At 63.9% G+C, this 25,109-nt stretch carries 29 protein-coding genes; 12 read left to right on the forward strand and 17 right to left on the reverse strand.

What is annotated here, in order from left to right:
* Positions 1-208 precede the first annotated feature (208 nt).
* The 3 genes from HUI96_RS18030 (at position 209) to HUI96_RS18040 (ending at position 2,562) form a co-directional block, all read left to right on the forward strand.
* Positions 209-883: a dienelactone hydrolase family protein gene (locus tag HUI96_RS18030; RefSeq protein WP_188256061.1), complete on the forward strand. Its 675-nt coding sequence runs from the start codon at positions 209-211 to the stop codon at positions 881-883.
* Between the two features lies 1 nt (position 884).
* Positions 885-1,631, forward strand: a complete 747-nt coding sequence (locus HUI96_RS18035) for a phosphoribosyltransferase (RefSeq protein ID WP_188256062.1) — start codon at positions 885-887, stop codon at positions 1,629-1,631.
* A gap of 505 nt (positions 1,632-2,136) precedes the next feature.
* On the forward strand, positions 2,137-2,562 hold the full coding sequence (locus tag HUI96_RS18040; RefSeq protein WP_188256063.1) for a L,D-transpeptidase: 426 nt from the start codon (positions 2,137-2,139) through the stop codon (positions 2,560-2,562).
* Between the two features lie 9 nt (positions 2,563-2,571).
* On the opposite strand, the gene HUI96_RS18045 is transcribed toward HUI96_RS18040, so the two are convergent.
* The 10 genes from HUI96_RS18045 to HUI96_RS18090 form a co-directional block, all read right to left on the reverse strand.
* Entirely contained in the window at positions 2,572-4,404 is a 1,833-nt protein-coding gene (locus HUI96_RS18045) for an ABC transporter ATP-binding protein (protein ID WP_188256064.1), read from the reverse strand.
* The gene (locus HUI96_RS18050) at positions 4,401-5,345 is read right to left on the reverse strand and encodes an acetamidase/formamidase family protein (RefSeq protein WP_188256065.1); all 945 of its coding nucleotides are present in this window, start codon (positions 5,343-5,345) and stop codon (positions 4,401-4,403) included. Before HUI96_RS18050 ends, HUI96_RS18045 begins: the two co-directional genes overlap by 4 nt.
* Positions 5,335-6,981: an ABC transporter substrate-binding protein gene (locus HUI96_RS18055; RefSeq protein ID WP_188256130.1), complete on the reverse strand. Its 1,647-nt coding sequence runs from the start codon at positions 6,979-6,981 to the stop codon at positions 5,335-5,337. The genes HUI96_RS18050 and HUI96_RS18055 overlap by 11 nt, the downstream gene beginning before the upstream one ends.
* Before the next feature lie 24 nt (positions 6,982-7,005).
* The gene (locus HUI96_RS18060; RefSeq protein ID WP_188256066.1) at positions 7,006-7,926 is read right to left on the reverse strand and encodes an ABC transporter permease; all 921 of its coding nucleotides are present in this window, start codon (positions 7,924-7,926) and stop codon (positions 7,006-7,008) included.
* Positions 7,923-8,825: an ABC transporter permease gene (locus HUI96_RS18065; RefSeq protein ID WP_188256067.1), complete on the reverse strand. Its 903-nt coding sequence runs from the start codon at positions 8,823-8,825 to the stop codon at positions 7,923-7,925. Before HUI96_RS18065 ends, HUI96_RS18060 begins: the two co-directional genes overlap by 4 nt.
* Positions 8,803-9,408 (reverse strand): ANTAR domain-containing response regulator, encoded by a 606-nt coding sequence (locus HUI96_RS18070; RefSeq protein ID WP_188256068.1) that lies wholly within the window; start codon positions 9,406-9,408, stop codon positions 8,803-8,805. The genes HUI96_RS18065 and HUI96_RS18070 overlap by 23 nt, the downstream gene beginning before the upstream one ends.
* On the reverse strand, positions 9,405-10,511 hold the full coding sequence (locus HUI96_RS18075; RefSeq protein ID WP_188256069.1) for a transporter substrate-binding protein: 1,107 nt from the start codon (positions 10,509-10,511) through the stop codon (positions 9,405-9,407). The genes HUI96_RS18070 and HUI96_RS18075 overlap by 4 nt, the downstream gene beginning before the upstream one ends.
* 179 nt (positions 10,512-10,690) lie before the next feature.
* Positions 10,691-11,005 (reverse strand): GNAT family N-acetyltransferase, encoded by a 315-nt coding sequence (locus tag HUI96_RS18080; RefSeq protein WP_188256070.1) that lies wholly within the window; start codon positions 11,003-11,005, stop codon positions 10,691-10,693.
* A complete protein-coding gene (locus tag HUI96_RS18085) occupies positions 11,002-11,604 on the reverse strand; it encodes an alpha/beta hydrolase (RefSeq protein WP_188256071.1) in 603 nt (200 codons plus the stop codon). The genes HUI96_RS18080 and HUI96_RS18085 overlap by 4 nt, the downstream gene beginning before the upstream one ends.
* 12 nt (positions 11,605-11,616) lie before the next feature.
* On the reverse strand, positions 11,617-12,549 hold the full coding sequence (locus tag HUI96_RS18090; RefSeq protein WP_188256072.1) for a VOC family protein: 933 nt from the start codon (positions 12,547-12,549) through the stop codon (positions 11,617-11,619).
* A 101-nt stretch (positions 12,550-12,650) separates the two neighbouring features.
* On the opposite strand from HUI96_RS18090, the gene HUI96_RS18095 reads away from it, so the two are divergent.
* Positions 12,651-14,213 carry an alkaline phosphatase family protein gene (locus tag HUI96_RS18095; protein WP_337918443.1) on the forward strand — a complete coding sequence of 521 codons (1,563 nt, stop codon included), beginning with the start codon at positions 12,651-12,653 and terminating at the stop codon, positions 14,211-14,213.
* A gap of 65 nt (positions 14,214-14,278) precedes the next feature.
* Here HUI96_RS18095 and HUI96_RS18100 read toward each other — a convergent pair whose 3' ends face one another.
* From HUI96_RS18100 to HUI96_RS18115, 4 genes are all read right to left on the reverse strand, one after another.
* Positions 14,279-15,295 carry a PRC-barrel domain-containing protein gene (locus tag HUI96_RS18100; RefSeq protein ID WP_188256074.1) on the reverse strand — a complete coding sequence of 339 codons (1,017 nt, stop codon included), beginning with the start codon at positions 15,293-15,295 and terminating at the stop codon, positions 14,279-14,281.
* Positions 15,296-15,671: 376 nt separating this feature from the next.
* Complete coding sequence (locus HUI96_RS18105; RefSeq protein WP_188256075.1) at positions 15,672-15,857, reverse strand: hypothetical protein; 186 nt, start codon at positions 15,855-15,857, stop codon at positions 15,672-15,674.
* 99 nt (positions 15,858-15,956) lie between these two features.
* Positions 15,957-16,400, reverse strand: a complete 444-nt coding sequence (locus tag HUI96_RS18110) for a hypothetical protein (RefSeq protein ID WP_188256076.1) — start codon at positions 16,398-16,400, stop codon at positions 15,957-15,959.
* A 20-nt stretch (positions 16,401-16,420) separates the two neighbouring features.
* Positions 16,421-16,753: a DUF883 family protein gene (locus tag HUI96_RS18115; protein ID WP_188256077.1), complete on the reverse strand. Its 333-nt coding sequence runs from the start codon at positions 16,751-16,753 to the stop codon at positions 16,421-16,423.
* Between the two features lie 115 nt (positions 16,754-16,868).
* Here HUI96_RS18115 and HUI96_RS18120 point away from each other — a divergent pair, with 115 nt between their 5' ends.
* Both HUI96_RS18120 and HUI96_RS18125 read left to right on the forward strand, forming a co-directional pair.
* Complete coding sequence (locus HUI96_RS18120; protein WP_188256078.1) at positions 16,869-18,005, forward strand: AI-2E family transporter; 1,137 nt, start codon at positions 16,869-16,871, stop codon at positions 18,003-18,005.
* A gap of 125 nt (positions 18,006-18,130) precedes the next feature.
* Entirely contained in the window at positions 18,131-18,499 is a 369-nt protein-coding gene (locus tag HUI96_RS18125; protein ID WP_337918444.1) for a response regulator, read from the forward strand.
* A gap of 10 nt (positions 18,500-18,509) precedes the next feature.
* Here HUI96_RS18125 and HUI96_RS18130 read toward each other — a convergent pair whose 3' ends face one another.
* Positions 18,510-19,058: an RNA polymerase sigma factor gene (locus HUI96_RS18130; protein WP_188256079.1), complete on the reverse strand. Its 549-nt coding sequence runs from the start codon at positions 19,056-19,058 to the stop codon at positions 18,510-18,512.
* A 5-nt stretch (positions 19,059-19,063) separates the two neighbouring features.
* Positions 19,064-19,261: a NepR family anti-sigma factor gene (locus HUI96_RS18135; protein WP_188256080.1), complete on the reverse strand. Its 198-nt coding sequence runs from the start codon at positions 19,259-19,261 to the stop codon at positions 19,064-19,066.
* A gap of 201 nt (positions 19,262-19,462) precedes the next feature.
* On the opposite strand from HUI96_RS18135, the gene HUI96_RS18140 reads away from it, so the two are divergent.
* The 6 genes from HUI96_RS18140 (at position 19,463) to HUI96_RS18165 (ending at position 23,872) form a co-directional block, all read left to right on the forward strand.
* Positions 19,463-20,257, forward strand: coding sequence for a response regulator (locus HUI96_RS18140; protein ID WP_188256081.1), 795 nt, complete (start codon positions 19,463-19,465; stop codon positions 20,255-20,257).
* An 87-nt stretch (positions 20,258-20,344) separates the two neighbouring features.
* A complete protein-coding gene (locus tag HUI96_RS18145; RefSeq protein ID WP_188256082.1) occupies positions 20,345-20,509 on the forward strand; it encodes a DUF1328 domain-containing protein in 165 nt (54 codons plus the stop codon).
* A 173-nt stretch (positions 20,510-20,682) separates the two neighbouring features.
* The gene (locus HUI96_RS18150) at positions 20,683-21,669 is read left to right on the forward strand and encodes a sensor histidine kinase (protein ID WP_188256083.1); all 987 of its coding nucleotides are present in this window, start codon (positions 20,683-20,685) and stop codon (positions 21,667-21,669) included.
* 160 nt (positions 21,670-21,829) lie between these two features.
* A complete protein-coding gene (locus HUI96_RS18155; protein WP_188256084.1) occupies positions 21,830-22,156 on the forward strand; it encodes a hypothetical protein in 327 nt (108 codons plus the stop codon).
* A 78-nt stretch (positions 22,157-22,234) separates the two neighbouring features.
* The gene (locus HUI96_RS18160; RefSeq protein WP_188256085.1) at positions 22,235-22,438 is read left to right on the forward strand and encodes a hypothetical protein; all 204 of its coding nucleotides are present in this window, start codon (positions 22,235-22,237) and stop codon (positions 22,436-22,438) included.
* 192 nt (positions 22,439-22,630) lie between these two features.
* On the forward strand, positions 22,631-23,872 hold the full coding sequence (locus tag HUI96_RS18165) for an ROK family transcriptional regulator (protein ID WP_188256086.1): 1,242 nt from the start codon (positions 22,631-22,633) through the stop codon (positions 23,870-23,872).
* Positions 23,873-23,964: 92 nt separating this feature from the next.
* Here HUI96_RS18165 and ugpC read toward each other — a convergent pair whose 3' ends face one another.
* On the reverse strand, positions 23,965-25,101 hold the full coding sequence (gene ugpC / locus HUI96_RS18170) for a sn-glycerol-3-phosphate ABC transporter ATP-binding protein UgpC (RefSeq protein WP_188256087.1): 1,137 nt from the start codon (positions 25,099-25,101) through the stop codon (positions 23,965-23,967).
* Positions 25,102-25,109: the final 8 nt, after the last annotated feature.

Consider the following 25,109-nt stretch of genomic DNA (forward strand, 5'->3'; position numbering starts at 1 on the left):
TCCCCTCTCGGCAAGTCGCATGGCTGCGTCCATGTAATCTTGCGGATGAGCTTTCTTCCTTCAGCTCCGTTCACAAGGGAAGTTGAAGCGGCACTTAAGTGGATGACCCTAAGTGGATGGCGAGTAATCCCGAAGCGGACGATTGCTTCGATTCCTTTTTGACTATGATCAAAGCAGTTTGTCGTGAATTGCTTAGGTTTGGGCAGTCATGAGCGTCCAACTGGATAGACCGCGCTCCGCCGTCCACAATGTCGCGATCCCGCCTCTGGGCCTCGCGGGCCTGCTGACTCTGCCGCACGAGGCCACCGGCATCGTGGCCTTCGTGCACGGCAGCGGGTCGAGCAGGCTTAGCCCGCGCAACACCTATGTCGCACAATCCTTCAATGACGCTGGCTTCGCGACGCTTCTCTTCGACCTGCTCACCGCGCGGGAGGAGACGAACCGACAGAATGTCTTCGACATCCCGCTACTTGCGGAAAGATTGATCGGGGCCGTGCAGTGGGTGATGAGCGATCCGCGCTCGGCGCACCTGCCCCTTGGGCTGTTTGGGGCAAGCACGGGGGCCGCGGCCGCTCTGGTCGCAGCCGCTTGCCTGGATAGGAAGGTCAGAGCGGTCGTATCGCGTGGCGGCCGTGCAGACTTGGCCGATGCGGCCTTGCCGGAGGTGGAGGCGCCGACGCTGTTGATCGTCGGGGGCGACGACACTCAGGTATTGGCCCTGAACCGCTCGGCGCTGGCCCGTATGCACTGCACCAAGACGCTGAAGGTCGTCCCCGGCGCTACCCACCTCTTCGAGGAGCCTGGTACGCTCGACATCGTTGTTGCGGAGGCGAGCGAGTGGTTCAAAGAGCACCTCACAGCAGAACGTCTGGCACAAGGCTGACATGTACTTCGCTGATCGCACCGAAGCGGGGAAGTGCCTCGCGGATATCCTCTCTGCCTATCGCGGCGACGATGTAGTGGTACTAGCATTGCCGCGCGGAGGGGTGCCGGTCGCGGCTGAAGTCGCAGCCGCACTCGGGGCTCCGCTGGATTTGTTGCTGGTCCGCAAGATCGGCGTCCCCGGCCAACCCGAGCTTGCGATGGGCGCCGTCCTCGACGGCAGCGACCCGGTGATCGTGCGCAACGACCACATCATCCGACTCGCCTGGGTATCCGCCTCGGAATTCAATGACGCCCGCGACAGGGAAGTGTTGGAACTGGAACGCCGGCGCAAGCGATATCTCGGGGAGCGCATGCCGCTCGATATCAGCGGTCGCGTTGTCATCGTCATCGACGACGGCATCGCCACGGGAGCGACTGTCAGGGCGGCGATCCGCGGCCTGCGGCGCCGCAATCCCAAGAAGATCATCCTGGCGGTTCCGGTCGCCCCGGCCGACGCTGTGGTGAGGCTGAAGAGGGAGGCGGACGAGGTCATCTGCGTCGAGCAGCCCGATTTCTTCGAGGCTATCGGCGCCCACTACCGCGATTTCCGGCAGCTCTCGGACGAGGATGTGATCGAAGCGCTCCGCGATGCGGAGGCGCGAATGAGCACACGCGAGACAACAGCGGCTGCCGAGCGCAAGGGCACTGCCCAGGACCCCAAGAGCTCAAACGCCACACCCGCCGACGCCACCAGACCAATTGTCTGACCGTTCGATCGAACTGACGCTCGGTCCCCGAAGCCCGCCCTTCGGTCGCGAGGCGAATACTGCCGAGCTTTGACATTGCGCAAAGCGTACATCCGAAATTGAGGATAGTTCTAGAAGCTCACCAGAGTTGGAGAGCGCCATGGGCCTGATCAGGTTCGCTTCGCTTGGCGTCATGGGACTTTTTCTATGGTCCTGGTTCCAACCGATTCAAGTTGTGACCATTCCGGGCCACCCCTATCGGACCTACCTGTACTGCAAGCGAACGAAGCCGCTCGGACAGTTCGATCCAAACTGTGATCTCCCGATCCTGGGATACAAGAATTTCTATCGCCCCCCGGGCCTCGGAAATTTGTGAAATCCGGCTGGCGGGGCCAGTAACGCTCCACGCCTTCGGCCGCCCGGCGATTGGCGGCTCCACTTACGTGCCAAAAACAGTGCCTGCGAAGGAGAGTGGGAAGACCAGACTGTCCCCGAACGCGGCCGGCTGGAACAGGGAGGAATCTCGATGCGTCGACTACTCTTCCTGGCAATGCTCTTCACGACGATTTGGAACCCGGCGTCAGCCCAATACGGAGGCTTGCGCGTGAGGATCGACCTTTCCCAACAGTTGATGACCGTGAGTGAGGGTGGCGCACTTCGCTATGCATGGCCGGTCTCGACGGCCCGCCGGGGATACCAAACCCCGGTCGGCACATATCACCCGCAGCGCCTCGAGCCGGTTTGGTACTCGAGCAAGTACGACTGGGCGCCGATGCCCCACGCCATCTTCTTCCGGGGCGGCTATGCCATCCATGGCACCTATGAGACCAGATGGCTTGGGCGGCCCGTCTCCCACGGGTGCGTCCGCCTCAGCCCCGGCCACGCTCGCCGGCTGTATGATCTCGTGGAGGAGTATGGCCACTCCGGCACGACGATCGTGGTCACGCGCTGATTGCCTGACTCAGGCGGCCACCAGGTGTCCGCCCCCCATATCCTGCAGCCTGAGCTTCGTCGGCTCGTCGCCGAGCCGCCTGACCGGGCTTGGGATCTCCGCTTCAAGTCTGGCGAAGCGCTCGCGGCGCCGAGCCGGATCCGGGATCGGGACAGCCTCGATGAGGCGCCTGGTGTAGGGGTGGCGCGGATTTGAGAAGATCTGGTCGCGTGTGCCCATCTCGACGATTTGGCCGAGATACATCACCGCGACCCGGTCGGAGATGTTCTCCACCACCGCCATGTCGTGCGAGATGAAGAGATAGGCGACGCCGAACTCGCGCTGCAGATCCTTGAGCAATCCCAGCACGCGTGCCTGCACGGAGACGTCGAGGGCCGAGACGCTCTCGTCGGCGATGATCAGCTTGGGCCTGAGCGCCAGCGCCCGGGCGATACAGATGCGCTGGCGCTGCCCGCCGGAGAACTCGTGCGGATAGCGCTCCATCTGGTCGGCCGAGAGTCCGACGCGCTCGAACAGGGCCGCAACACGGTCCTGCCGCTCCTGACGGTTGCCGATGCCATGGATGACCAGCGGCTCGGCGACCAGATCGCCGACGCGCATGCGCGGATCCAGCGACGCAAAGGGGTCCTGGAAGATCATCTGCACGTCGCGGCGCACCGCCTTGCGGTCATCGCGACCGAGGCCGACGAGATCGCGCCCGCCGATGGAAATGTTGCCGGTATACGGCACCAGCCCGGCGATCGCCTTGGCCGTCGTCGACTTGCCACAGCCGGATTCGCCGACCAGCGACAGGGTCTCGTTCGAGGCGATCGCGAAATTCACGCCTTCGACGGCATGGACGCGCCGATCGACCCGTCCGAAGAAGCCGCCATGGAGATCGAAGCGGACGTGGAGATCGCGAACGGATGCGACGGGAGCATTGGCATCACGGCTGCTATCCCCCTCCCCCTTGTCGGGAGGGGTTAGGGGTGGGGCTGATACCGCTTCCCGCCCGCCACCGATCCGCGGCACGGCGGCCAGAAGTTCGCGCGTATAGTCCGCCTGCGGGCGGGCGAAGATGTCGGCCGCCCTGCCCTCTTCCACCATGCGGCCGTGGCGCATGATAATGACGCGGTCGGCCATCTCGGCGACCACGCCCATGTCGTGGGTGATGAGGATGACGCTGGTGCCGTTCTCGCGCTGCAGGTCGCGAAGAAGCTCCAGCACCTCGCCCTGCACCGTCACGTCGAGGGCCGTCGTCGGCTCGTCGGCGATCAGCACGTCAGGCTTCAGGGCGAGGGCCATGGCGATCATGACGCGCTGGCGCATGCCGCCGGAAAGTTCGTGTGGGTACTGCTTTAGGCGCCCTTCAGCGTCAGGAATGCGCACCGCCTTCAGCGCCTCGATCGCCTTCGCGCGGGCTGCGCTGCGCGACAGGGAGGTGTGCGTTTCGATCGCCTCGATGAGCTGCCTTCCGATCGACAGCACCGGGTTCAGCGAAGTCATCGGCTCCTGGAAGATCATGGCGACGCGGTTGCCGCGGATGCGGCGCATCCGGCTTTCGCTCAGCGAGGCCAGGTCCTGGTCGCCCAGCCGGATGGACCCGGACTTGATGAACGCCGCGGGTTCCGGAAGCAGGCCCATGATGGCAAGCGACGTCATAGACTTGCCGGACCCGGATTCGCCGGCGATGCACAGCGTCTCGCCGCGGCCAAGCTCGAAAGAGAGGTCGGACACGACTTCGCGCACGCCGTCCTCGGTGCGTACGGCAATGGTCACGCCGGAGACGCTGAGCACCGGCCCGACCGAATTGCTATCCGGGGCGGCCGCCCCGGATAGCTTGTTGGATTCCACCTGGCTCATTCGAACACGCAGCGGGGGAAGTAGAACGACACCACCCAGTTCGGCATGTCGACGATCTCGCTGATCCTGAGGTCGCCACAGACCGAGACGAGCATGTAAGCGTCCACCGGGTCCAGGTTGTAGCGGCCGGCGAGGAGATCGACCATCTGAGCGACGGCGCTCTTCGCGCCTTCCATCAGGTCGGGACCGATGCCGGTCGTCACCTCGTAGCCCTTGGCGTCGAGATGGCGCGTGACCGGACCTGGCGTCGTGAAGCGCGGCGTCTTCAGCAGGGCGTCCTTGACCAGATCCAGCGTCAAAACGGCGTTCATCGGGCTCTCGATCGCCGTGCCGCAGACCTCGCCGTCACCCTGCGCGGCATGCGTGTCGCCAACCGAGAACAGGGCGCCCGCCACCTCCACCGGCAGATAGAGCACCGTGCCGGCCGCGAGGTCGCGGATGTCGAGATTGCCGCCGACGCGCCGCGGCGGCACGACCGAATGCAGCCCCGGCTCGGCCAGAGCGTTTCCGATAGTCCCGGCGAAAGGCTTCAGCGGCACGCGGCCGTTCTTGCCAAAGAGGGCCGGCTCGAGCGAAGTCGCATCATATTTCCAGATGTTGAGCGCCGGCTCCTTGAAGTCGTCGGCGAGCAGCCCGAAACCCGGAATATTGGCCGTCCAGCCGAAGCCGGACGGTTTGAACGACTCGATCGTGACCTTCAGCGCGTCGCCCGGTTCCGCGCCCTCGACATAGATCGGGCCGCTGACCGGGTTGATCTTGCCGAAGTCGAGCGTGCCGACATCGGCCACCGTGCTCTCGGGCGTCAGTTGGCCACCCGAGGAGTCCACGCACTCGAACTCGATGGTCGAGCCGGGCGCCACCCGCTCGGCCGGGACAAACGAGTTGTCCCAGCCGAAGTGATGCTGACGTCCGTGGATGGTGTAGTTGCAGTTATTGCACATCGTTGACGTACACGTGGTCGTAGTTGACGGGGATGTGGACCGGGTCGACGTAGAGGTTGTCGGCGCCGCCCATCCGTGAGGACTTCATGGTGAAGCGCTGCTCGTTGAACACCGGAGCCCACGGGGCGTCTTCCATGATCTTGGTGTAGATCTCGCTCCAGAGCTTGTTGCGCTCCTCCGCCTTGGCCGGATCGGTGATCGAGTCCGCCTCGCCGGCCTTCTTGTCGAGATCCTCGTTGCAGTACCAGGACCAGTTCCAGCCGCCGGGCACGGCGCCGCCGCAGCCCAGGATCGGACCGTAGAAGTTGGACGGATCGGGGAAGTCGGCGATCCAGGCCATGCCGCCCGACCAGATCATCGGCGCGCCTTCCTTCTCGCCGCCGGCGGCGATGACGTTGGCCTGGGCCAGCGCCTGGATGTTGGCTTTGATGCCGATGGCGGCCAGATCCTGCTGGATGCCCTGCGCGATACGCGGGTTCGGGTCGGTGTTCATGACGTAGAGCTCGGTCTCGAAGCCGTCGGCATGTCCCGCCTCGGCCAGCAGCCCCTTGGCCTTCGCCGCGTCATAGGCGTAGCCCTTGTAGTCCTGGGCGTAGCCCGGCATCGACGGCGGCAGCGGCTGGTTGGCCGGCACCGCGCGGTTGTTGATGAGCTGGACGATGCGCTCCTTGTTGATGGCCATGTTGACCGCCTGCCGCACCTTCACGTTGTCGAAGGGCGGGATGTTGACGTTCATGGTCACATAGCCGGTGTGGAGCTGGCCGCCCTCGACCACGCGCGCCTTCTGCTCCGGGTCGTTCATCACTTCCTGGAACTTGGCCGGCGGAATGCCGTCGCCGGGGACGTCGATCTCGCCCTTCTGCAGGCGCAGCAGCGCCACGATCGGCTCCTGGCCGATCTCGAAGGTGATCTTGTCGAGATAGGGAAGCCCCTTGTTCCAGTAGTCGGCGTTCTTCTCGAACACGACCCGCTGGCCGAGCGTCCATTCGCCGAGCTTGAACGCGCCGGTACCGACCGGGTTCTTGCCGAAATCGGCGCCGTGCTTCTCGACCTCTTCCTTCGGCACGACATGGCTGAAGTTGATCGCCATCACGTGCAGGAAGGTGGCGTCGGGCCGGGTCAGCTCGAACTTGATGGTGGACGGATCTACCACGGTGATGCCGGACAGGCCCTCTGCCTTGCCCTCGGCAGCCTCGTCGTAGCCCTTGATCGTGGCGAAGAAGCCCTGTCCGGGGCTCTGCGTCTTGGGGTCGACCACGCGTTCGATCGAGTACTTCACGTCCTCGGCCGTCATCTCGCGGCCGTTGTGGAACTTGACGCCCTGGCGCAGCTTGAAGGTGAAGGTCTGGCCGTCTTCCGAGATCTCATAGCTCTCGGCTAGGTCGGGACGCAGCGTGGTGGTGCCCGCCTCGTAGTCCATCAGCCCGTCGAACAGGCTCTTGATCATCGACCAGTTCTGCCAGTCGTAGCCGATGGCCGGGTCGAGGGTGGCGACATCGTCCTTGTAGGTGATGATGATGTCACCACCAGGCTTGGCGTTCGGGTCGAGTTCCTCGGCCACGGCGGCGCCGCCGGACATGCCGAGCGTCAGCGCAAGCGCCGAGGCTGCGACGGTGCTGGTCAGAATTCTCTTCAACATTTGGATTACCCTTTCCCCTGGTTATCTGAGCTTGATGCGTGGATCGATGAAGGGCGCGATGATGTCGGCAAGGAAGTTGCCGAGCACGATCGCGAACGCAGACACGAGCGTGACGCCCATGATGATGGGGATGTCGACACGCTGGATCGCCTGCCAGACGAGCTGGCCGATCCCGGGCCAGCCGAATACGCTTTCCACCACGACGATGCCGCCCATGAGGATGCCGATGTCGATGCCGATCATGGCGATGATGGGCAGGATGGCGTTGGGCAGCGCGTGGCGGACGAGCACCGTGATCCGCGCCAGTCCCTTGGCGCGTGCAGTGCGAATGTAGTCCTGACGCAGCACGTCGATCATCGACGAGCGCATCATTCGCGCATACCAGCCGGCGCTCATCACGGCGACGGTGAGCGATGGCAGCACCAGATGCGAGAAGGTGCCGTAGCCGCCGATGGGGAACCAGCTGAGCTTCACCGCGAACACGTAGAGCAGCAGCAGCCCGACGACGAACTGCGGCGCGGACACGCCTATGAACGAGGCGACCATCAGCGATTGGTCGGTGGCCGTGCCGCGCCGCACCGCAGCGATCACGCCCATCGTCAATCCGATCAGCAGTTCGCAGACGATTGCGCCGACCATGAGCAGCAGCGTCGCCGGCAGGCGAGCCGTGATGAGCTGCGCCACTTCCGAGCGCTGGATGTATGAGCGTCCGAGATCGCCCTGCAGCAGGTTCCAGAGATAGCGCCCGTACTGCACCAGGAACGGCTGGTCGAGACCCAGTTGGCGGCGGATGCTTTCCACGGTTGCAGGCGTGGCGCTGCGGCCGGCGATCTGGCGCACCGGATCGGCGGGAAGCAAGTAGAGCAGCGCGAAAGTGATGAGCGAGATGCCCAGCAGGATCAGCGCGGACTGGATGAGGCGGCGGCCGAGATAGGCGATCATGAACGGCCCCGCTGCGTCGGGTCGAGGATGTCGCGCAAGGCGTCACCGATCAGATTGAAGGCGAGCGCCAGCGCCAGGATGGCGATGCCGGGGAAGAACACCAGCCAGGGTGCAGCCTGGAAATAGGTCTGGTTCTCGAAGATGATGTTGCCCCATGACGGCGTGGGCGGCTGCACGCCGATGCCCAGATAGGACAGCGTCGCCTCGAGCAGGACGGTGGTGGAAATGCCGAGCGTGCCCCAGACGATGATGGTGGGGATCAGGTGCGGCAGGATGTGCATGAACAGGATGCGCGCGCTGCTGGCGCCGATGGTGCGCTCGGCGTCGATGAACTCGCGCTCGGCGAGCGAGCTCGTCTGCGTGAACATGACGCGTGCCGTCTGCACCCAGTTCACCAGCGCTATGACCAGCGCCACGATCCAGAGGCTCGGCTGGAACACCGCCGCCAGGCAGATGGCCAGCAGCAAAGCCGGAAATGCCATCATCAGGTCGGTGAAGCGCATCAGCACGCTGCCCAGCCAGCCGCGGTAGTAGCCGGCGACCACGCCGACCAGCGTGCCGATCAGCAGCGCGATGCCGTTGGCGACGATGCCGATGATGAGCGAGGTGCGCGCGCCATAGAGGATGCGCGTGAACAGGTCGCGGCCGAGCAGGTCGGTGCCCAGCCAGAAGGTGGCGTTGGGCGGCAGCGGCTCGCCCGAAAGCGTCAGGCCGTCGAACATCTGCTCGTCGGGCCCGAACTTCGTCAGCCAGGGCGCCAGCAGCGCGCCGGCGACGACGAGCACGACGATCACCAGCCCGATCAGGGCCAGTGGGCGCTGCGCCAGCTTGCGCAGCACGCCGGGACGCGGCTTGGTCATCGGTCTGCTGTGGACCTCAGGCGCGGCGGGACTGCTCATCCGAACCTTCTCCATCCGCCATTGCCACGACGCGGCGCGCCGCTTCCTCGATACTGATCTGCCATGTCATTGCGAGCGACCTGAGCTGCGCATATGCGCGATCGTCGTCCACACCCTGCGACGAAAGCGCCACGACGGCGCGCACGATCGTCTGCCGCTCGGCCACGCGCGACTGCAGCGCGGCGATCTCGTCGGCAAGGCGACGCTTCGCCTCGAATGCCTGTCGCGCAATCAGAAGGGCGCTGTAGACGCCTGCATTGCCGACCGGCTTCAGCAGTTGGGCATCGGCCTTCTGCGACAGCGCCCACTCGATGCGACCGGGCGCTTCCGAGCCGATCAGGGCAATCAGCGGCATCGGCGCTTCTCCGGCGCGCCACGGAAACTGCTCGTCGAAGCCGAGATCGACGTCGAAGAAGACGAAATCCGCAGCAAGCACCTCGGCCGGGAGCTCCGGCCAGCAGTCCGTCGCCTGCAGGCCGATAGCCGTCAGTTGCCGGGTGATCGCCGCCACGGTGGCGTGCGGCCGATGCAGCACGAAGGCCGTCGCTCCGCCAAGATTAGGGATACGCGACACCCGGCTCATGATGACACCGCCCTGAGCCGCGCCGCGCCGAAGGTCTCGGCCCGGTCGTAGCGCGAAAGGTAGGGATCGGGCGCCACGGCCTCGCTGCGGCTCACCAGTTCGAAACCGTTGCCGGCGATGCGGCCGATCTCCACCGGCAGTGTCGCGTGCTGGGTGCGTGGATCGAGAGTGATCCTGCCGAAGGGCGTATCGAAGACGCGGTTGCGGAATATCGCCGGGAGATCGGAGAAAGTGGCATCCGCCTTTGCCGCAAGGACCTGCGCGAGAACCTGGACCGAGGCGTAGGAAGCCGCCTCGAACGACGAGGCGGGTTGGGAAGCCGTAGCGTCCGATCGCCTGAAATATGGACCGACCGAAAGGTGCCCCCTGCCAGCCTCGCCGATCGCCGGTAGCTCGCATTCGCTCAGGTTGCAGGACACGATCGGGCAACGCTCGGGCGCGAAATGCCGATCCTCCCGACCGAGCTTCTCGAATTCGGCGAAGAATGCATAGGAAGAGGTGCCGATCAGGTTGTTGAGGATGAAGTCCGGCCGGGTTGCGCGGATCTCGGCGATCAGCCTGCGCACGTCGGTCTCGCCGATCGGCAGGTAGCGCTCGCCGAGCACCTTGCCGCCGGCGTCGGTGATCAGATCGCGGGCGACTCGGTTGGTCTCCCATCCCCAGATGTAGTTGGAACCGAGCAGGAAACCGTCGGCGCCGTGGTCCCGCACGACATGCTTGACGAGCGGGACGAGGTGCTGGTTGGGGCAGGCATGCATGTAGACGACGTGCTCGTTCGCCTCGAAGCCTTCGTAGGGGCAGGCATACCAGAGCGTCGCGCCCGCCTTTTCCAGGACCGGGATCGTCTCCTTGCGGCTCCACGAGGTGACGCAACCGACGACGTGCCGCGCGCTGCTGGTGCGCAGGATGTCCTCGCAGAGCAGAGCATATTGGTCGACGTTGCCCCCGGGGTCGCGCTCGACCGGCACCAGTTCGATGGGAGAACCAGGATCTGCATTGACGTCGGCGATCGCCCGCAGCGCGCCGGCGCGGCAGGCTTCCGAAATCAGCCTGTAGCTGCCGGAGCGCGCATAAAGCACACCGATCTCGACCCTCTCGCCCACGCGAACTGCCATCCCCAAAACGAAAATGCCTCGCGGCCATCGCCCCGGAACGGGCGGGCTCACGAGGCATGTCTGCCCTCCGGCATTCAAGGCCGGCATTTGATCCTTACCGTATTGTGACAGCGCGCCGAGTCAAGTGCCAAACGGCCGCAGCCGGGCATGCGCCGCCCGGCAAGACGCTACCCCTTCAGCACATCCGCCCATTCCGAACGCCGGCGGAACTGCGCGGCAGCGAACGGGCAGAGGGGGATGATCTTCTTGCCCGCCGCCCTGGCATCCTCTACCGCCCGCGCGACGAGGCGCAGGCCAATGCCTTGACCGCGGAACGCGTCCGGCACGCCAGTGTGGTCGATGATGATCATACCCTCGCCTGCCTTTGAGAAGGTCATCTCCGCCTCGGTGCCGTCGGCGCGGTAGACGTAGCGCCCCTTCGAGCCGCTCTCTTCGCGTTCGATCTGCAGCGGAGCATTCGGATTGTCACCAGGTCTGGTCATGCGAGAAAACTCCGTGCGGCTTCGAGTTCTGACTGGCGTATCTCGTGGCCGCCGGGGTGCCACTCGACCGCCACATCGCCTCCTGCCTCGCGAAGATAGGCCTCCAAGCGGGCCGTGAGATTCGGGGGGCAGATCGGGTCGTGCCGCCCGGCGGTGATCAGGATCCGCTTTCCTGAAAGCGAGCCCTCGATCAGCGGCTTGAACGGGATCAGCGGATGCATCAGCACGGCGCGATCGAAGAGGTCCGGCCTCATGAAGAGGATAGTTGCGAGGATGTTCGCGCCGTTCGAATAGCCGATGCCGTAGACGCTCTGGGCTTTCTCGGTTTGCTTGTGCCCCGCAACGAAGCCCGCCATCTTGGCCGTGGCGCGGGCGAGGTCGTCCATGTCGTAGACCCCTTCGCCCGTGCGGCGGAAGAAGCGGGCCGCGCCACCCTCGGAGACATCGCCACGCGGCGCGACGATCGTTGCGTCGGGCACAAGCTGGCGCGCCAGCCTGGCCATCTGGGTGTCTTCGCCACCCGTTCCGTGCAAGGCGAAGACGAGCGGCGCGTCGGGAACGCCGGGCAGGCGCGTGTGCTGGTAGGAATCAAGGGACATCACGCTCTCCAATCATGCTTCGAGCGGCTGCAGATGCTGTTCGAGATAGGGCCTCAGATGCGCGTGCTGCGCGGGCAGCTTCAGCGCCTCGCCGAGATGCGCCGTGTCCTCGTCACGGTCGAAGCCCGGTTCGGTGGTCGCGACCTCGAACAGCACGCCGCCGGGCGTGCGGAAATAGATCGCCCAGAAATAGTCGCGATCGATGACCGGCGTCACCTGGTATCCGGTGTCGAGCAGGGCCTTGCGAACCTCCAGTTGCTTCGCCCGGTCCTCGACGGCGAAGGCGATGTGATGCACCGAGCCCGCTCCGAGCCGAGCGATGGGCGCTCCCGGCGCCGTCTCGATGTCGATGACGTCGGCGCCGTTGCCGTCCTTCCGGGCAAGCCGCTTGATGTTGCCCGAGTTGTCGACCTCCTCGTAGCCCATGAACTTCAGCAGTTCCTCGGTTGCGCCGCCGTCCCGCAGTCTTAGCGACGCGGAATGAAAACCGCGGATCGCGTCTTCGGCCGGCACGCCGCCCTCGGTCCAGGGTGCACGAGCATCGTCTTCGACCTCGACCAGCGCAAAACCGTCACCATCGGGACCTTCGAAACGCAGCCGGTCCTGTCCAAAGCTGGTCTCACGCATCAGGCCTTGGACACTCGCATCGCTGAGGCGTTTTTCCCAATAGAGCAGCGCGTTCCGCGGCACCGAGAACACCGTGGTCCCCACCTCCCCTGCTCCGGGCCGGCCCCGGGCGATGTTTGGAAACGGGAAATAGGTCATGACCGTGCCGGGCGTGCCGACCTCATCGGCATAGTAGAGGTGGTAGACGTCCGGCGCATCGAAGTTGACCGTCTTCTTCACCCGCCGCAGCCCCAGCGTTCCGGTGAAGAAGCGGTTGTTCTCGCGGGCATCCCTCGCCATCGATGTGACGTGGTGCAGCCCCTGGATCTGTTTGAGCATCGTCCTGCTCCTTGCTTGAATTCGCCGATGCGGCTTTGCTGGCGCTAATGTCGGTGGCGAGACGGTTTTTCGAAAGTACACAAAAGCAGATGGATTGTTCAGTGTCTGGAAACGCGAGCCCATCCCCGAAGTCCAACACCGCAGGCAGGCGTCCAAACGTCCTGTTCATCACTTGCGATCAGTGGCGAGGCGACTGCCTGTCGGCTGCGGGCCATCCGGTGGTGAAGACGCCCAATGCCGACGCACTTGCAAGCGAGGGCGTGCTGTTCCGCAGGCACTATGCGGGCGCCGCGCCTTGTTCGCCGGCGCGGGCCTGCATCTATACGGGCCTCTACCAGATGACCAACCGGGTCTGCCAGAACGGCACGCCCATGGATCACCGCCACTGGAACATCGCGCTCGCCGCACGCGCGCTTGGCTATGACCCGACGCTGTTCGGCTACACCGACGTCGCCCCCGATCCGCGCGAGCGCCCGGCCGGCGATCCGGCCCTGCGCACCTACGAGGGTTTTCTGCCGGGCTTCACCGTGCGCCAGGCCCTGCCCGAGCATCAGAAGCAGTGGCTGTCATGGCTGAAGACGCGCGGCGTCGATGCCACCGCGCCATTCCCCGACATCCACCGGCCGGCGGGAAATGGTCATCCGGAGGTCTCCAGGGCGGTTCCGATCTATGGCCGCGACGAGACGCCGAGCGCCTTCATGGCGGGCGAGTTCATCCGCTGGCTGGGTGAACAGGACGAACCGTGGTTCGCCCACATCTCCTTTCTCAGCCCGCATCCTCCCTTCATCGTGCCGGCGCCGTTCAACGAAATGTACGGCGATGATCAGGGACCTACCTTCCATCGCGCCAAAAACTGGCAGGAGGAGGCAGCGAGCCATCCCTTCCTCGACTATGCGATGCGCAAGATGCTGAAGCACAGCTTCATTCCTGGCCGGGCAGGCCTGGTCCGCGATTGGAGCGAGCAGGAGTTCCGCACCATCCGCGCGCTCTACTATGGCATGATCTCGGAGGTGGACTCGCAGCTCGGCCGGATCTGGGAGGGATTGCGGAGCGCCGGAGCGTGGGACGACACGGTGATCGTGCTGACCTCCGATCACGCCGAGATGATGGGCGACCACTTCATGCTCGGCAAGGGCGGCTACTTCGACCAGAGCTATCACCTGCCCCTCATCATAAAGGCAAACGGAGCAGCGGCCGGAGTCGTGGTCGATCGCTTCACCGAAGCCGTCGACCTCGCGCCTACCATCCTGGAACTGGCCGGAGGCGATTCCCCGAACTGGCTCGACGGTCGCTCGCTTTCGCCCTTCCTCCATGGCGAGATGCCGGGCGATTGGCGCGACTGTGCGCATTGGGAATATGATTTCCGATCGGTTTCGGAACGCATTGCCGAGCAGTACTTCGGCCTGCCGTCCCAGAGATGCAACCTGTCGGTGATCAGGTCCGAGCGCTACAAGTACGTGCATTTCGCCGGACTGCCGCCCCTGCTCTTCGATCTGCAGGAAGATCCCGGCGAACTCCGCAATGTGGCTCAGGACGGCGCCTATCGCGACGTACGCCTCGAATACGCCGAGCGGCTGCTCGCCTGGCGCGCGGAGCATCTCGAGCAGAGGCTCGCCCTGGTGGCGCTCACGGACAAGGGCGTGGTTTCTCAGCAGAGGGAATAGCTTGTCTCTAAATGAAATGGCCCGCGCCATTGGCGCGGGCCATTCCAGAATGTTTGCGCAGTAGATTACTGCACGGTAATCAGTTGCTTGTCCCGGTTCTGGGCCCAGCTGCTCTTGTCATAGGTCGGAGCGGCTTCCAACTGCTCCTTGGTGAAGTTCGTGTAGAGATAGTGGTTGTTGTCACCGTCGGTCATGAACTGCAGCTTGTCCATGCCCAAGGCCACTTCCTTCTCGCCGATGCCGAGGAAGCCGCCGACATCGATGATCACCGCATCAACCTTGCCATCGGTGGTCAGGACGACGTCGCCGATCTCGCCGACCCTCTCGTCATTGGCGCCATAGACGGTGGTGCCATCGAGATTGTCAGCGCGGATATCCGCGGTCGGCATTTCCTTCAGCGAGTTCTTGTCGATCGCCCCAGTCTGCGTCTGGTCAGTTGCGGCAGGCGCCTGAGCAGTCGTGTCGGTCTCGGCGGTCGTATCGTTCGCCGGCGGCGTGGCCTCAGCCGTGGTGTCGGGAGTGGGTTCTGTGGTCGTCGCGGCGGTAGAGTTGTCAGCCGGCATGTTGGTCGAAGCCGTAGTGTCGGCTGGAGCGGTCGTGGCCGTTCCGTCCGCCGGAGCCATGGCGGTGTTCGCCGGAGCCGCCTCATAGGCCTTCTTGTCGAACTCGGCCTGGGCCTGCAGTTGGTCCTTGGTCGCGTTCACCACGATCCAGCGATCGCCGTTCTTCTCGGCCCACTCGATCTCGTTGTAGTTCATCGCGACGTTCTTCTCGCCGATGCCGAGGAAGCCGCCGACGCCTATGACAACGGATTCCACGCCGCCGTTCGAGCCGATGACCACGTCGTTGACTTCGCCGATCCGCTCGGCGTCGTCGCCGGTGCCGTTATAGACGGTCTCGCCGATCAGGTTGCTGGCCAGAAAGCCGTCAGCCCGCGCAACAGGCGCGGCAGTTGCCTGATCCTGTGTCGTGGCAGAGGGCTGGGCAGGAGCCGGCTGGGCCGGCTGAGTAGCGTCCTGGGCAAGCGCAGCACCCGACAGAAGCGTCGCGAGGGCAGTGGTAGCCAAGAGTTTGCGAACCATGATATCTCTCTCCTTGTGCCTGAATTCCGTTGGTGAATTCTATGCATCGCCGCGCCCGGCTCGACCTGCCAGGGAGGCCGGGCGCCGCGTCACGACCGATAACGTAGGCGTGAAGGATCGGTTCCGAACTTTCCCCCTCTCGTAGACCACGCGTCAGTTCAAAGACGCGCGAAAACCTTTGTTGTGTCGCGGTTTTCGGCCCAAGGCACAGGCTTGCCGGCCGGTCACGCATCAAAAGATGCAGGTGAAGAGTCAGACGCTCTGCAACTCGAAATGTCTGCTGAATTAAGACCTCGCGGATTCCCGAAGTGCATCCGCAGTTCGGCAGGGCCCTAAGCGCAGGAATATCTCGCCCGCTACCAGCCGCATGCCGGAGCTACTGGTTTCCGTCGGTCTGCGCGCCGCTGGCAGCGTCGGCCGCGGGATTATCGATCTGCTCGCCCCAAATCTCTACGCCGGCCCAGACCACCATGGCCAGCAACAGCGCCACGATCAGCACGATGAGGACCGGCCGCCCCGTCTTCGCTTGCCGCGCCTTATCTGTGCGGATTTCCTTCGCCATCCGATGAACCTCCTGTCAGTGACCTTCCGACAATGCGTAGTCGAGAAGGAGGTTCCGGGGGCGGGACTGCCGGCCGGTCGAGGCGCTGAATTAGCTGGATTAGAAGTCGTCGCGTGGATCCGGCCTGCTCAGCAGGCGGTAAACGACATAGGCGCCCGCCGCCACGACCGGCGCTGCGAGAAGCGCAAATCCGGATCCTTTCTTGAGGAGGCCCGGTGCGGCCGCCACTCCCGCGGCCACGGCGGCATTGGTGAGATCGCGATTGCGTTGACGCGCAGCCGCACCGGCGCGTGCCCGCGCCGTCCTCCTATGGACGGCGTATATGATCAGCGCCACAACCAGGAAGACGAGGCCGATGCCGACCGCCGCCTCGATCTCGCCGAACCGCCTTGAAGCCCAGATGGTCACTGCGATCAGCAGAAACACCAGTCCGATGAGCGCGAACAGCGCCGCGACAAGATAGGCAACCACCGCGCGGCGCATGCGCCGTACGGCGGCTATGGTTTCGCCGGTCGCGAGCCCGGCAAGCAACGATACGAGCATCCCCCTCCGGACCTCGTCGACTAACGGCGGGAAAGAAGAGCGAGGAAATATCCGATGCCTGCTGCGATCGCGAGCGAAGTTATCGGCTTCTCCCGCACCGTCGAAGTGAGTTGGTCTTCCAGTTCCCGGGCATTGGTTCGCAGACCCTCGAGCGCCGCTTCGCCCTGGACGCGAAGCTGCTCCACACCTTCCGTGGCGGCCCGCCTTGCAGTGCTGTAGGAATGCTGCCCGGTACGCGACAGCTGTTCGGTCAGCCTGGCGATGTCCTCGCGAAGCTGACGGATGTCAGCCTCGAGATCGGGGCGGTTGGAAGTTTCGGCGTCGGACGAAGACGTGCCAGTCGCAGCTGCCATCAAATTCCTCCATCTTCTTCAATGTTTCGAAACGCCGCTCAGCCCCCACGGTTCCCTCAAGGAACGAAACGTAGCAAATTGTATTGTGGAAGGCGAGTTTCAGCGGGGGATACCAATGTCGAGCCGAAGTGCGGCGGCCACCAGCCGCAAGGCGCCGCCCATGGTGCGGCTGCCGCCGAAGTCGAACTTCGAAGTCCTGCTGGCACGCGGCGCCCAGGTGGCAGTGATCGTCATCGCCCTCGTCGCGGCAGTCGCAGCAATTTCCGCCGGAGCCTACATCCTGGTTCCCATCTCGGCAGGCATTGTCATTGGTCTCATGCTCGGCCCCGTCGCCTCTCGCCTCGAGGCTCACAACATGCGCCCAGGCATTTCGGCCCTGATCGTCACGGTGTTGTTCCTGCTCATTCTTCTGGCTTGCGCGCTTGCCATCGCCGCGCCCCTGGCGCTCTGGATTGAGAGGCTTCCGCAGATCTGGACCGACCTGAAAACTCAATTGCGCGAGCTAAGCGGACCGCTGGAGGCGGTGCGCGGAATGCGCGACCAGCTGCGCGAGTTCACCGGCGGAAAGGGCATTGCGGTTTCGGTGGACGACGGCATGGGGGTCGAGAGCATGATGGCGTTCGCGCCCGCCGTCATGGGCCAGTTCCTGATCTTCTTCGCGAGCCTCTATTTTTTCGTCGCAACCCGCAATCAGACGCGGGTGGCCATCCTCAGCATGTGTTTCAGCCGACGCCTGCGCTGGCGCGTGGCCCACGTCTTCAGAGACGTCGAGACCCTCGTATCGAAATACCTGATCTCCATCGCCCTCATCAACGTCGCCGAAGGAGCCACCGTCGGCCTGGCGCTTTGGCTCATCGGCGTGCCGTCGGCCGCCATGTGGGGTGCCGTCGCGACCGTCACAAACTTCGTCGTGTTCGTGGGCCCGGCGGTGATGGTCGCCATCCTGTTCGCCGTGGGCCTGATGGCCTTCGACACGCTCTGGGGCAGCCTGCTTCCTGTCGGCGTCTACCTGTTCATCAACATGCTCGAGGCCCAGTTCGTCACCCCGATGGTGATCGGCAAGACCATGACGCTGAATCCCTTCGCCGTGCTCCTGTCCCTGATCTTTTGGATCTGGCTTTGGGGGCCGGTCGGCGGCTTCATCGCCGTCCCGGCTCTGCTGATCGCCTATGCGGTTGCCCGCAACATCATTCCCGGAACAGTCTGGTGGAGCGATGGCGCGGAGGATGATCCCGCGGGGCGAACCTCATGATCCGATGTTAAGTCTCTTGGAAGCTGGGCAGGCTGGGGCAACCAACCTGGCTTCCCTATGTCTTTTTTAAATGACAATATTTTCCTTTGAGCCCATGCGTGTCGGGTCAAGGGAGGCGGGTTTCTGTGGGCTTGCTTGAAGGATTGCGCATCCTGGTCCTGGAGGACGAGTTCCTCATAGCCATGGATGTCGAACAGATTTGCCGTGATGCCGGCGCCGCCGACGTGGTGCTGGCGCGTACGCTCGAAGAGGCCGAAGCCTTCTGCTCGGAGTCGACCTTCGACGCCGCTGTCGTCGACATTTTCTTGGGCCAGCAATCGACCTTCGCCTTCGCAAGCAGCCTGAAGGCACGCGGAACGCCGTTCATCTTCGCATCAGGCTACAGCGATCTCGGAGAGAATGCGGCAGAGTTCGCGGACGTAACCGTCGTCGGCAAGCCCTATGAGGAAACCGAACTGGTCAAGGCTCTCGCAGCTTCACGTCTGAAGGCCTGAACGCCGCCTGTCAGGCGGCGTTGGAGCCCATCACCTGGGCGGAGATGGCGTCCGGACCATAATCCTGCTCGCCAGCGATCTGCAGGATGTCCTGAAGACGGGTGCGTGCGCGGCTGACCCGGCTCTTGATGGTGCCGACGGCGCAATTGCAGATGGTCGCCGCCTCTTCATAGGAGAAGCCTGAAGCGCCGATCAGAATGATCGCCTCGCGCTGGTCCTCGGGCAATTGCTCGAGGGCGCTACGGAAGTCGGCCAGATCGAGCTTGCCGTGCTGGCTCGGGTGCACCGCAAGCCGCTCGGTCATGACGCCTTCCGAATCCTGCACTTCCCGCCCGCGCTTGCGCATCTGCGAGTAGAATTCGTTTCTCAGGATGGTGAACAGCCATGCCTTGAGGTTCGTGCCCATCTGGAAGGAATGGTGCTTGTCCCAGGCCTTGACCAGCGTCTCCTGAACCAGATCGTCCGCCTTGTCGGAGTTCTGGGTAAGAGAGACTGCAAACGCCCGCAGGCTCGGGATAGCCGCAAGCAGGTCCTGCTTGAACTCAGGGGTGACGGCCATATCGGCTAGTCCCTTTTCCGAGTCGCTTCAGCTTGTTCGAGCTCGCGAAGAAGCTGCGAGAATCGATCGGGCACCTCGTCCGAAACGAGATCGTCATAATACTGCTTTAGCTTGCGGCCGATCTCGGAGTTGACCCCGAGCGGGTCGGTCGACCCTTTCGCCCGCGGCGTTCTGCCATCCGCCGCCGCGATGTTATCCTTCATCGATTTCACCGTACTGCCCTATAGAATACCCCGCCTACGGCCCCGCCGCGGCCAGAACCCTGCCCATCAAAGCCCAAAACGCCCGTCGGCTCGATTTGGTTCCAGCAGGCCGGAACTTTTTCCACCTGGCTCCGTTGAGGGGCTGAACCGTCCGTGGCACTTCCTTTATAATATAGTTCACTAGCACTAGAGGGATTAAGAATGAGTCTGTCAGCAAGCATCGCGCCTCACCTGCCGTATCTGCGCCGGTTCTCGCGTGCCGTGTCCGGCTCGCAGCAGAGCGGCGATGCGCTGGTGGCGGCCATGCTCGAGGCGATCGTTGCAGATGTAAGCATCTTCCCCGAGGCCTCGTCGCCCCGCATCTCGCTCTACAAGCTGTTTGCCAAGCTGTTCACTTCGGTGGCCATCCGCGTCCCCGATGAACGTGCACCGACCGGTTGGGAGAGCCGTGCTGCGGCCAATCTCACGGCGATCTCGCCGCGGCCCCGCCAAGCGTTCCTGCTGGTCGCGGTTGAAGGCTTCAGCGACGAAGAGGCTGCCGAGGTACTCGACGTCGACACGCGGGAATTCCAGTCCCTGCTCTCCCAGGCCAGCGCAGAGATTTCCCGCCAGGTGGCGACCGACGTCATGATCATCGAAGACGAGCCGCTGATCGCAATGGATATCGAGCAGATGGTCGAAAGCCTCGGCCATCGCGTGGTCGGCACAGCGAGGACGCACACGGAGGCGACCGCGCTGTTCAATAGGACGCATCCCAAGATGATCCTTGCCGACATCCAACTCGCCGACGGCACCTCGGGGATTGATGCAGTGAATGAGATCCTCTCTACGGCTTCCGTGCCGGTCATCTTCATCACCGCATTTCCGGAACGGCTCCTTACCGGCCAGCGGCCCGAGCCGGCCTTTCTGGTAACCAAGCCCTTCAGCCCGGAAATGGTGAAGGCGCTCATCAGCCAGGCATTGTTCTTCGATCGGCAGGCCAAGGCGGCCGCCTGATCCCCCGAGACAACGCTGTCAAGTCGCTCCTCCCGGAACCAAGCCCGGGAGGTCGGCGTTCCCGTTTTGCAGTTTAGGAGGTTGACAATGCTATACTGGGCACTGGTTTTTCTTGTTGTCGCCATTATTGCCGGCGCGCTTGGCTTTGGCGGCATTGCCGGGACTTCTGCGGGAATCGCACAGATTCTATTCTTTGTGTTCCTTGTATTCCTGGTGATTTCGCTTATTGCGGGCTTTATGCGGCGGGCGTGAGCTCACGCAAGGCTGGACACTGGTGACCGCATCCTTTTCGAACGGTTTCCAGCAGCCGCCGGGCCCGCTTTTTGGCGCGGTCCGGCGCAATCGCGTTTTGAGCCACTCGCGTCGGCGCGGGGACGGGAACTCAAATCGTAAAGTCGACGGCCGCTAACGCTGAGGTTCGGGCGATGGGCGCCCAGATTAACGGAACTGAATTGGGTCGGGGAGGCAGCCTTCTCAAGGCGCTGGCCAATACCGGCATTTCCGTCGTCTACTGCGATCTGGATTTTCGCGTAGTCTGGGCGGAAAATGTGCCGTCGATCTGGTCGACGGAGCCGGTCGAAGGTCGTTTCCTGCACGAATTTCTGGAGGAGGAAGCCTCCGACCAATTGATGTCCACCCGGAAGGAGGTCATCGCTTCCGGTGTGACGCAGAAAGTGGAAATCTGCATTCCGGCGGACGACGGCGCCAACTGGTTCGCCGTTTGGGTGGACTCCGATCGCGCTCCCTCCGGCGAGGTGGTGGGCATCATGGCGACCGCGGTCGACATCACCGACCAGAAGCGACGCGAGCAGACGCTGCGCACGCTGCTGCGGGAGGTCGCCCATCGCTCCAAGAACCTGCTCGCGATCATCCAGAGCATCGCCACCCAGACCGGCCGCCACTCGGACAGCGTGGATGGTTTCCTGTCCCGGTTCAGGGGCCGGCTTCTGTCGCTTGCCTCCACCCAGGATCTGGTGACGTCGTCGAACTGGCGGGGCGCCGCCCTCCACGATCTCGTCCTCGGGCAGGTGGCGCGATATACTGCCGATCCTTCGGCGAGCATCCGCATCGAGGGCGAAAGGCCCTACCTCAATCCGAACGCAGCGCTGCATATCGGGCTGGCGCTGCATGAGCTGGCAGTGAACTCCGTCAGCTACGGCGCCCTTGCGCGTCCGGACGGCTACGTGACCCTGACGGCGCATCGTGTGGAAGACGGCCCCCCTGCCCTGTCGCTGGTCTGGACCGAGGCGATCAGCATCGCGGACCAGGCGATCGGCCAGAAGCGGTTCGGCAGCGTAGCGCTGGAGCGGGTCGTGCCGGCGGCGCTCAATGGCTCGTCGACCCTCGAGCTCGCCAGCGACCGCCTGACCTACTCGCTGATCGTGCCGCAGGGCAGCTTCGAACTGGAATAATCAGAAATCGCAAAGTTGTCCTGCTCCGCCCGCTGGCCGGATGCAGAGTTCCTGGATTCTTCGAATCCGCCCAATAAGCTCACAATGCGGGAAGTTGCAATTTAACTTTTGGGAACCATGAAATCCCAAAGACCGTTCCTTCGACGAAAGGAACTTGGTCATGGAACACATCGCGGCTCTTCTTCTCATCGTCGGCTGCTCCGGAGACTTGAAGGACTGCAGCGAGATGCCCGCTCCCACTCCGATCTATGAAACCTTTGAAGAGTGCCAGGTCGAACTGCGCATCACCCTCGCCTCGATGGCAGGGCAGCGTGACAAGGTGCTCGGCCAATGCGTCTATGTCGACCCCGCGATGGAAGAAGAGGATGCCGAACTGGTCTGGGACGTCCAGAAGGACGGCAAGCTGGTTGCTTCCATCGAGGCCGGCAACTCCGCGATCGCCACCAGTGTGGACCGTTCGCTGACGACAGGCAGCATCAATCGCTGATTGCAAAAGGCTTTGCGGAGCGGCTCTTTCTCCGTCATGCTGGCGCGACCATCGCGCATGGCTGAGGGAGGGACCGCAATGAGGAAACTGTTTTTCACGTCAGCATTCGCTTCTGTCGTCGCTGGCTGTACGACCCCTCCGACTCCCTCAGCCGATCCTGCCGCCGCGCTCGCCGCCTCGCGGGTCAACGCCGCGGCCGCGACGAATGTCGGCGCGGGCAGCAGGCCGGGCTTCTGCACGTTCAAGGATCCGAGCGGCAAGCTTTTCGAGAAGAAGTGCTGAACTGACGAGACAGCACCGCAGCATTTGCAGGGTTCCGGCAGCACCGGGCCGGGAGCATCCGTTCCAGCCTGCCGGGGATGAATATTCGTAGAGCCGTCCTGCTTTTCCACTGGATCGTGACAGCCTGGACTCGCTCTGACACTATCCGCGCCCATGGCGATCAGTGCAGGCCGGGAGGCTGCTTCCAAATCGATGTCAATCGGAATACGTCACGACGACCTTCGCCGGCGCAACCGCGCTATGGTGATCTCCGCCGTCCGCCGCGCCGGAGAGGCTTCCCGCACGGAGATCGCCGCCACGACCGAGTTGAGCCATTCGACCATATCGGCGATCGCATCGGATCTCATCGCGGAAGGCATTCTGCTCGAGGCCAAGAGCTTGGAACCCATTCCTCTCAGGCGCGGACGGCCGCAGGTCGCGATCGGGCTCAATCCCAAGGCGGCAACGGTTGTCGCCATCGCGCTCCGTTTCAACTTCCTGTCCGCTGCCCTCGTAGACTATTCCGGCCGGTCCCTCGCCAAGGAGTGCAAGAAGCTCCCGACTTACGAACTCTCGGAAGCCGAACTGGTCGGCGAATGCATTGCGATCGTCCGCCGTCAGCTAGCAAAACCCTCCGCTGCCGGCCGGTGCGTGGCAAGGATCGTGCTGGCGGTGCAGGGGACCGCCGATGCGGCGCGGCGCACGATGCTCTGGTCGCCGATCACCAGGCATGAAGGCATCCCCTTCGGAGAGCACCTGGAGGCGGCCTTCGACGTCCCAGTGACCGTCGAAAACGACTGCAACATGATCGCCGCCGCGCTGCGCTGGCGCGATGGAGTGCGCTACTGCGACGACTTCATCGCCATCCTGCTTTCGCATGGCATCGGCATGGGCATGGTCCTCAAGGGCGAGATCTTCACCGGCACGCAATCGTCAGGCGGCGAATTCGGCCATATGATCCATCGCCCCGGCGGCGCCTTGTGCCGTTGCGGCCGCCGGGGCTGCGTCGAGGCCTATGCCGGCAACTACGCGATCTGGCGCAGCGCCCGCGGAGCCGGCGACGACGAGCCACCAGTTGCGAATCCCGGCCCGGTCGACATGGCCGCGCTCGCCGCTGCCGCGCGGGATTGCGACGGGCCGGAACGCGAGGCTTACAGAAGGGCCGGCGAAGCTTTGGGTTACGGGCTCGGCAGCCTTTTTGCGCTGATCGATCCGGCTCCTGTCGCGATGGTCGGCATCGGCGCGGCCGCGTTCGACCTTATCGAGCCTTCGCTGCGCGATGCGATTGCCAAGACCTCCGGAGGACTCCACTCCAAGGCGATCTCCTTCGCCACCGAGACGGACGAGGTGCCGCTGATCATGCAGGGCTGCGCGATGCAGGCGCTGACCCACATGGACGAGGAAGTCTTCGCCAGTTCGAGCCCGGCTGCAATCCGCGGCCGGCATGTGGCCTGAACTCGTTGCGGTCCAGCGCCTGTGGGCGGATTGATACAGAGGCGTTCATCTGCTGGACCGGCACTCGACGCGCCGTCCTCTGCACTGGCTTTTCAGGCGACTTTCGGTATCAGGGCGTCGATTGCTTCGGCTTTTCGGCCAGGGATTGGCGCGTCCCGAACCCGTTCATTGAACCGACGGCCGCTGTCTGCGTCGAAAAGATGGATGTCGGTCGCATCGACCGCAAAGCAAAGCGGTTCGCCCGGCGTAAACGTCCGCGCGCCCGCGACATGGGCGATCAGCGCCGTGCCTGCGAAGGTGCCATGCACCAGCTTCGCGGAGCCCAGTTCCTCGGAAAAGTCGAACTTGCCGGAGATGCAGCCCGGCTCCAGCCGCACCGCCTGGGCACGGAATCCGGCGGTGACCGGGCCGTAGCCGACATCCGGCCACTGGGCGCAGTCGTAGGCGATCTGCTGGCCGTCCGAAAGTACCAGTACGCCCTTGTCCGGATCGGCCGTCACGTCGATCAGGTTCATGCCCGGCGTGCCGATAAAGCCGGCCACGTAAGTGGTCTGCGGCTTCTGGTAGACCTCGGCCGGCGTGCCGACCTGCTCGACAACACCCTTGTTCATGACGACGATGCGGTCGGCGAGCGTCATCGCCTCGACCTGGTCGTGGGTGACGAACAGCGTAGTGGTGGAGAGACGCTGGTGCAGCTTGCGAATCTCCACTCGCATGGCGACACGCAGCCGCGCGTCGAGGTTCGACAGCGGCTCATCGTAGAGGAAGACTTTCGGCGCGCGGATCATCGCACGACCCATCGCGACACGCTGGCGCTGACCACCGGAAAGCTGCGCCGGACGCCGCTCCAGAAACTCTTCCAGCCCGAGCGCCTTCGCCACTTCCTGCACGCGCTTGTCTCGCTCCGCACGTGGAATGCCGGCGATTTTCAGCGAATAGCCGATGTTCTTCGCGACCGTCATGTGCGGGTAGAGCGCGTAGTTCTGGAACACCATCGCGCAGCCGCGCTCGCGCGGCTCCAGCCTGTTGACGACACGACCGCCGATCTCGATCTCGCCGGTGGTTATCGCCTCCAGCCCGGCGACCATGCGCAGCAGCGTGGACTTGCCGCAGCCTGACGGGCCGAGGATGACGATGAACTCGCCCGTGGCGATATCGAGGTCCACACCATGCACGACCTCGTTCTTGCCGTAGGACTTGCGGACATTGCGAAGGGTGATTTCGGACATGGGAAGCC

Source organism: Pseudaminobacter soli (ex Zhang et al. 2022) (genome assembly GCF_014595955.1).
GTDB lineage: Bacteria > Pseudomonadota > Alphaproteobacteria > Rhizobiales > Rhizobiaceae > Kumtagia > Kumtagia pseudosoli.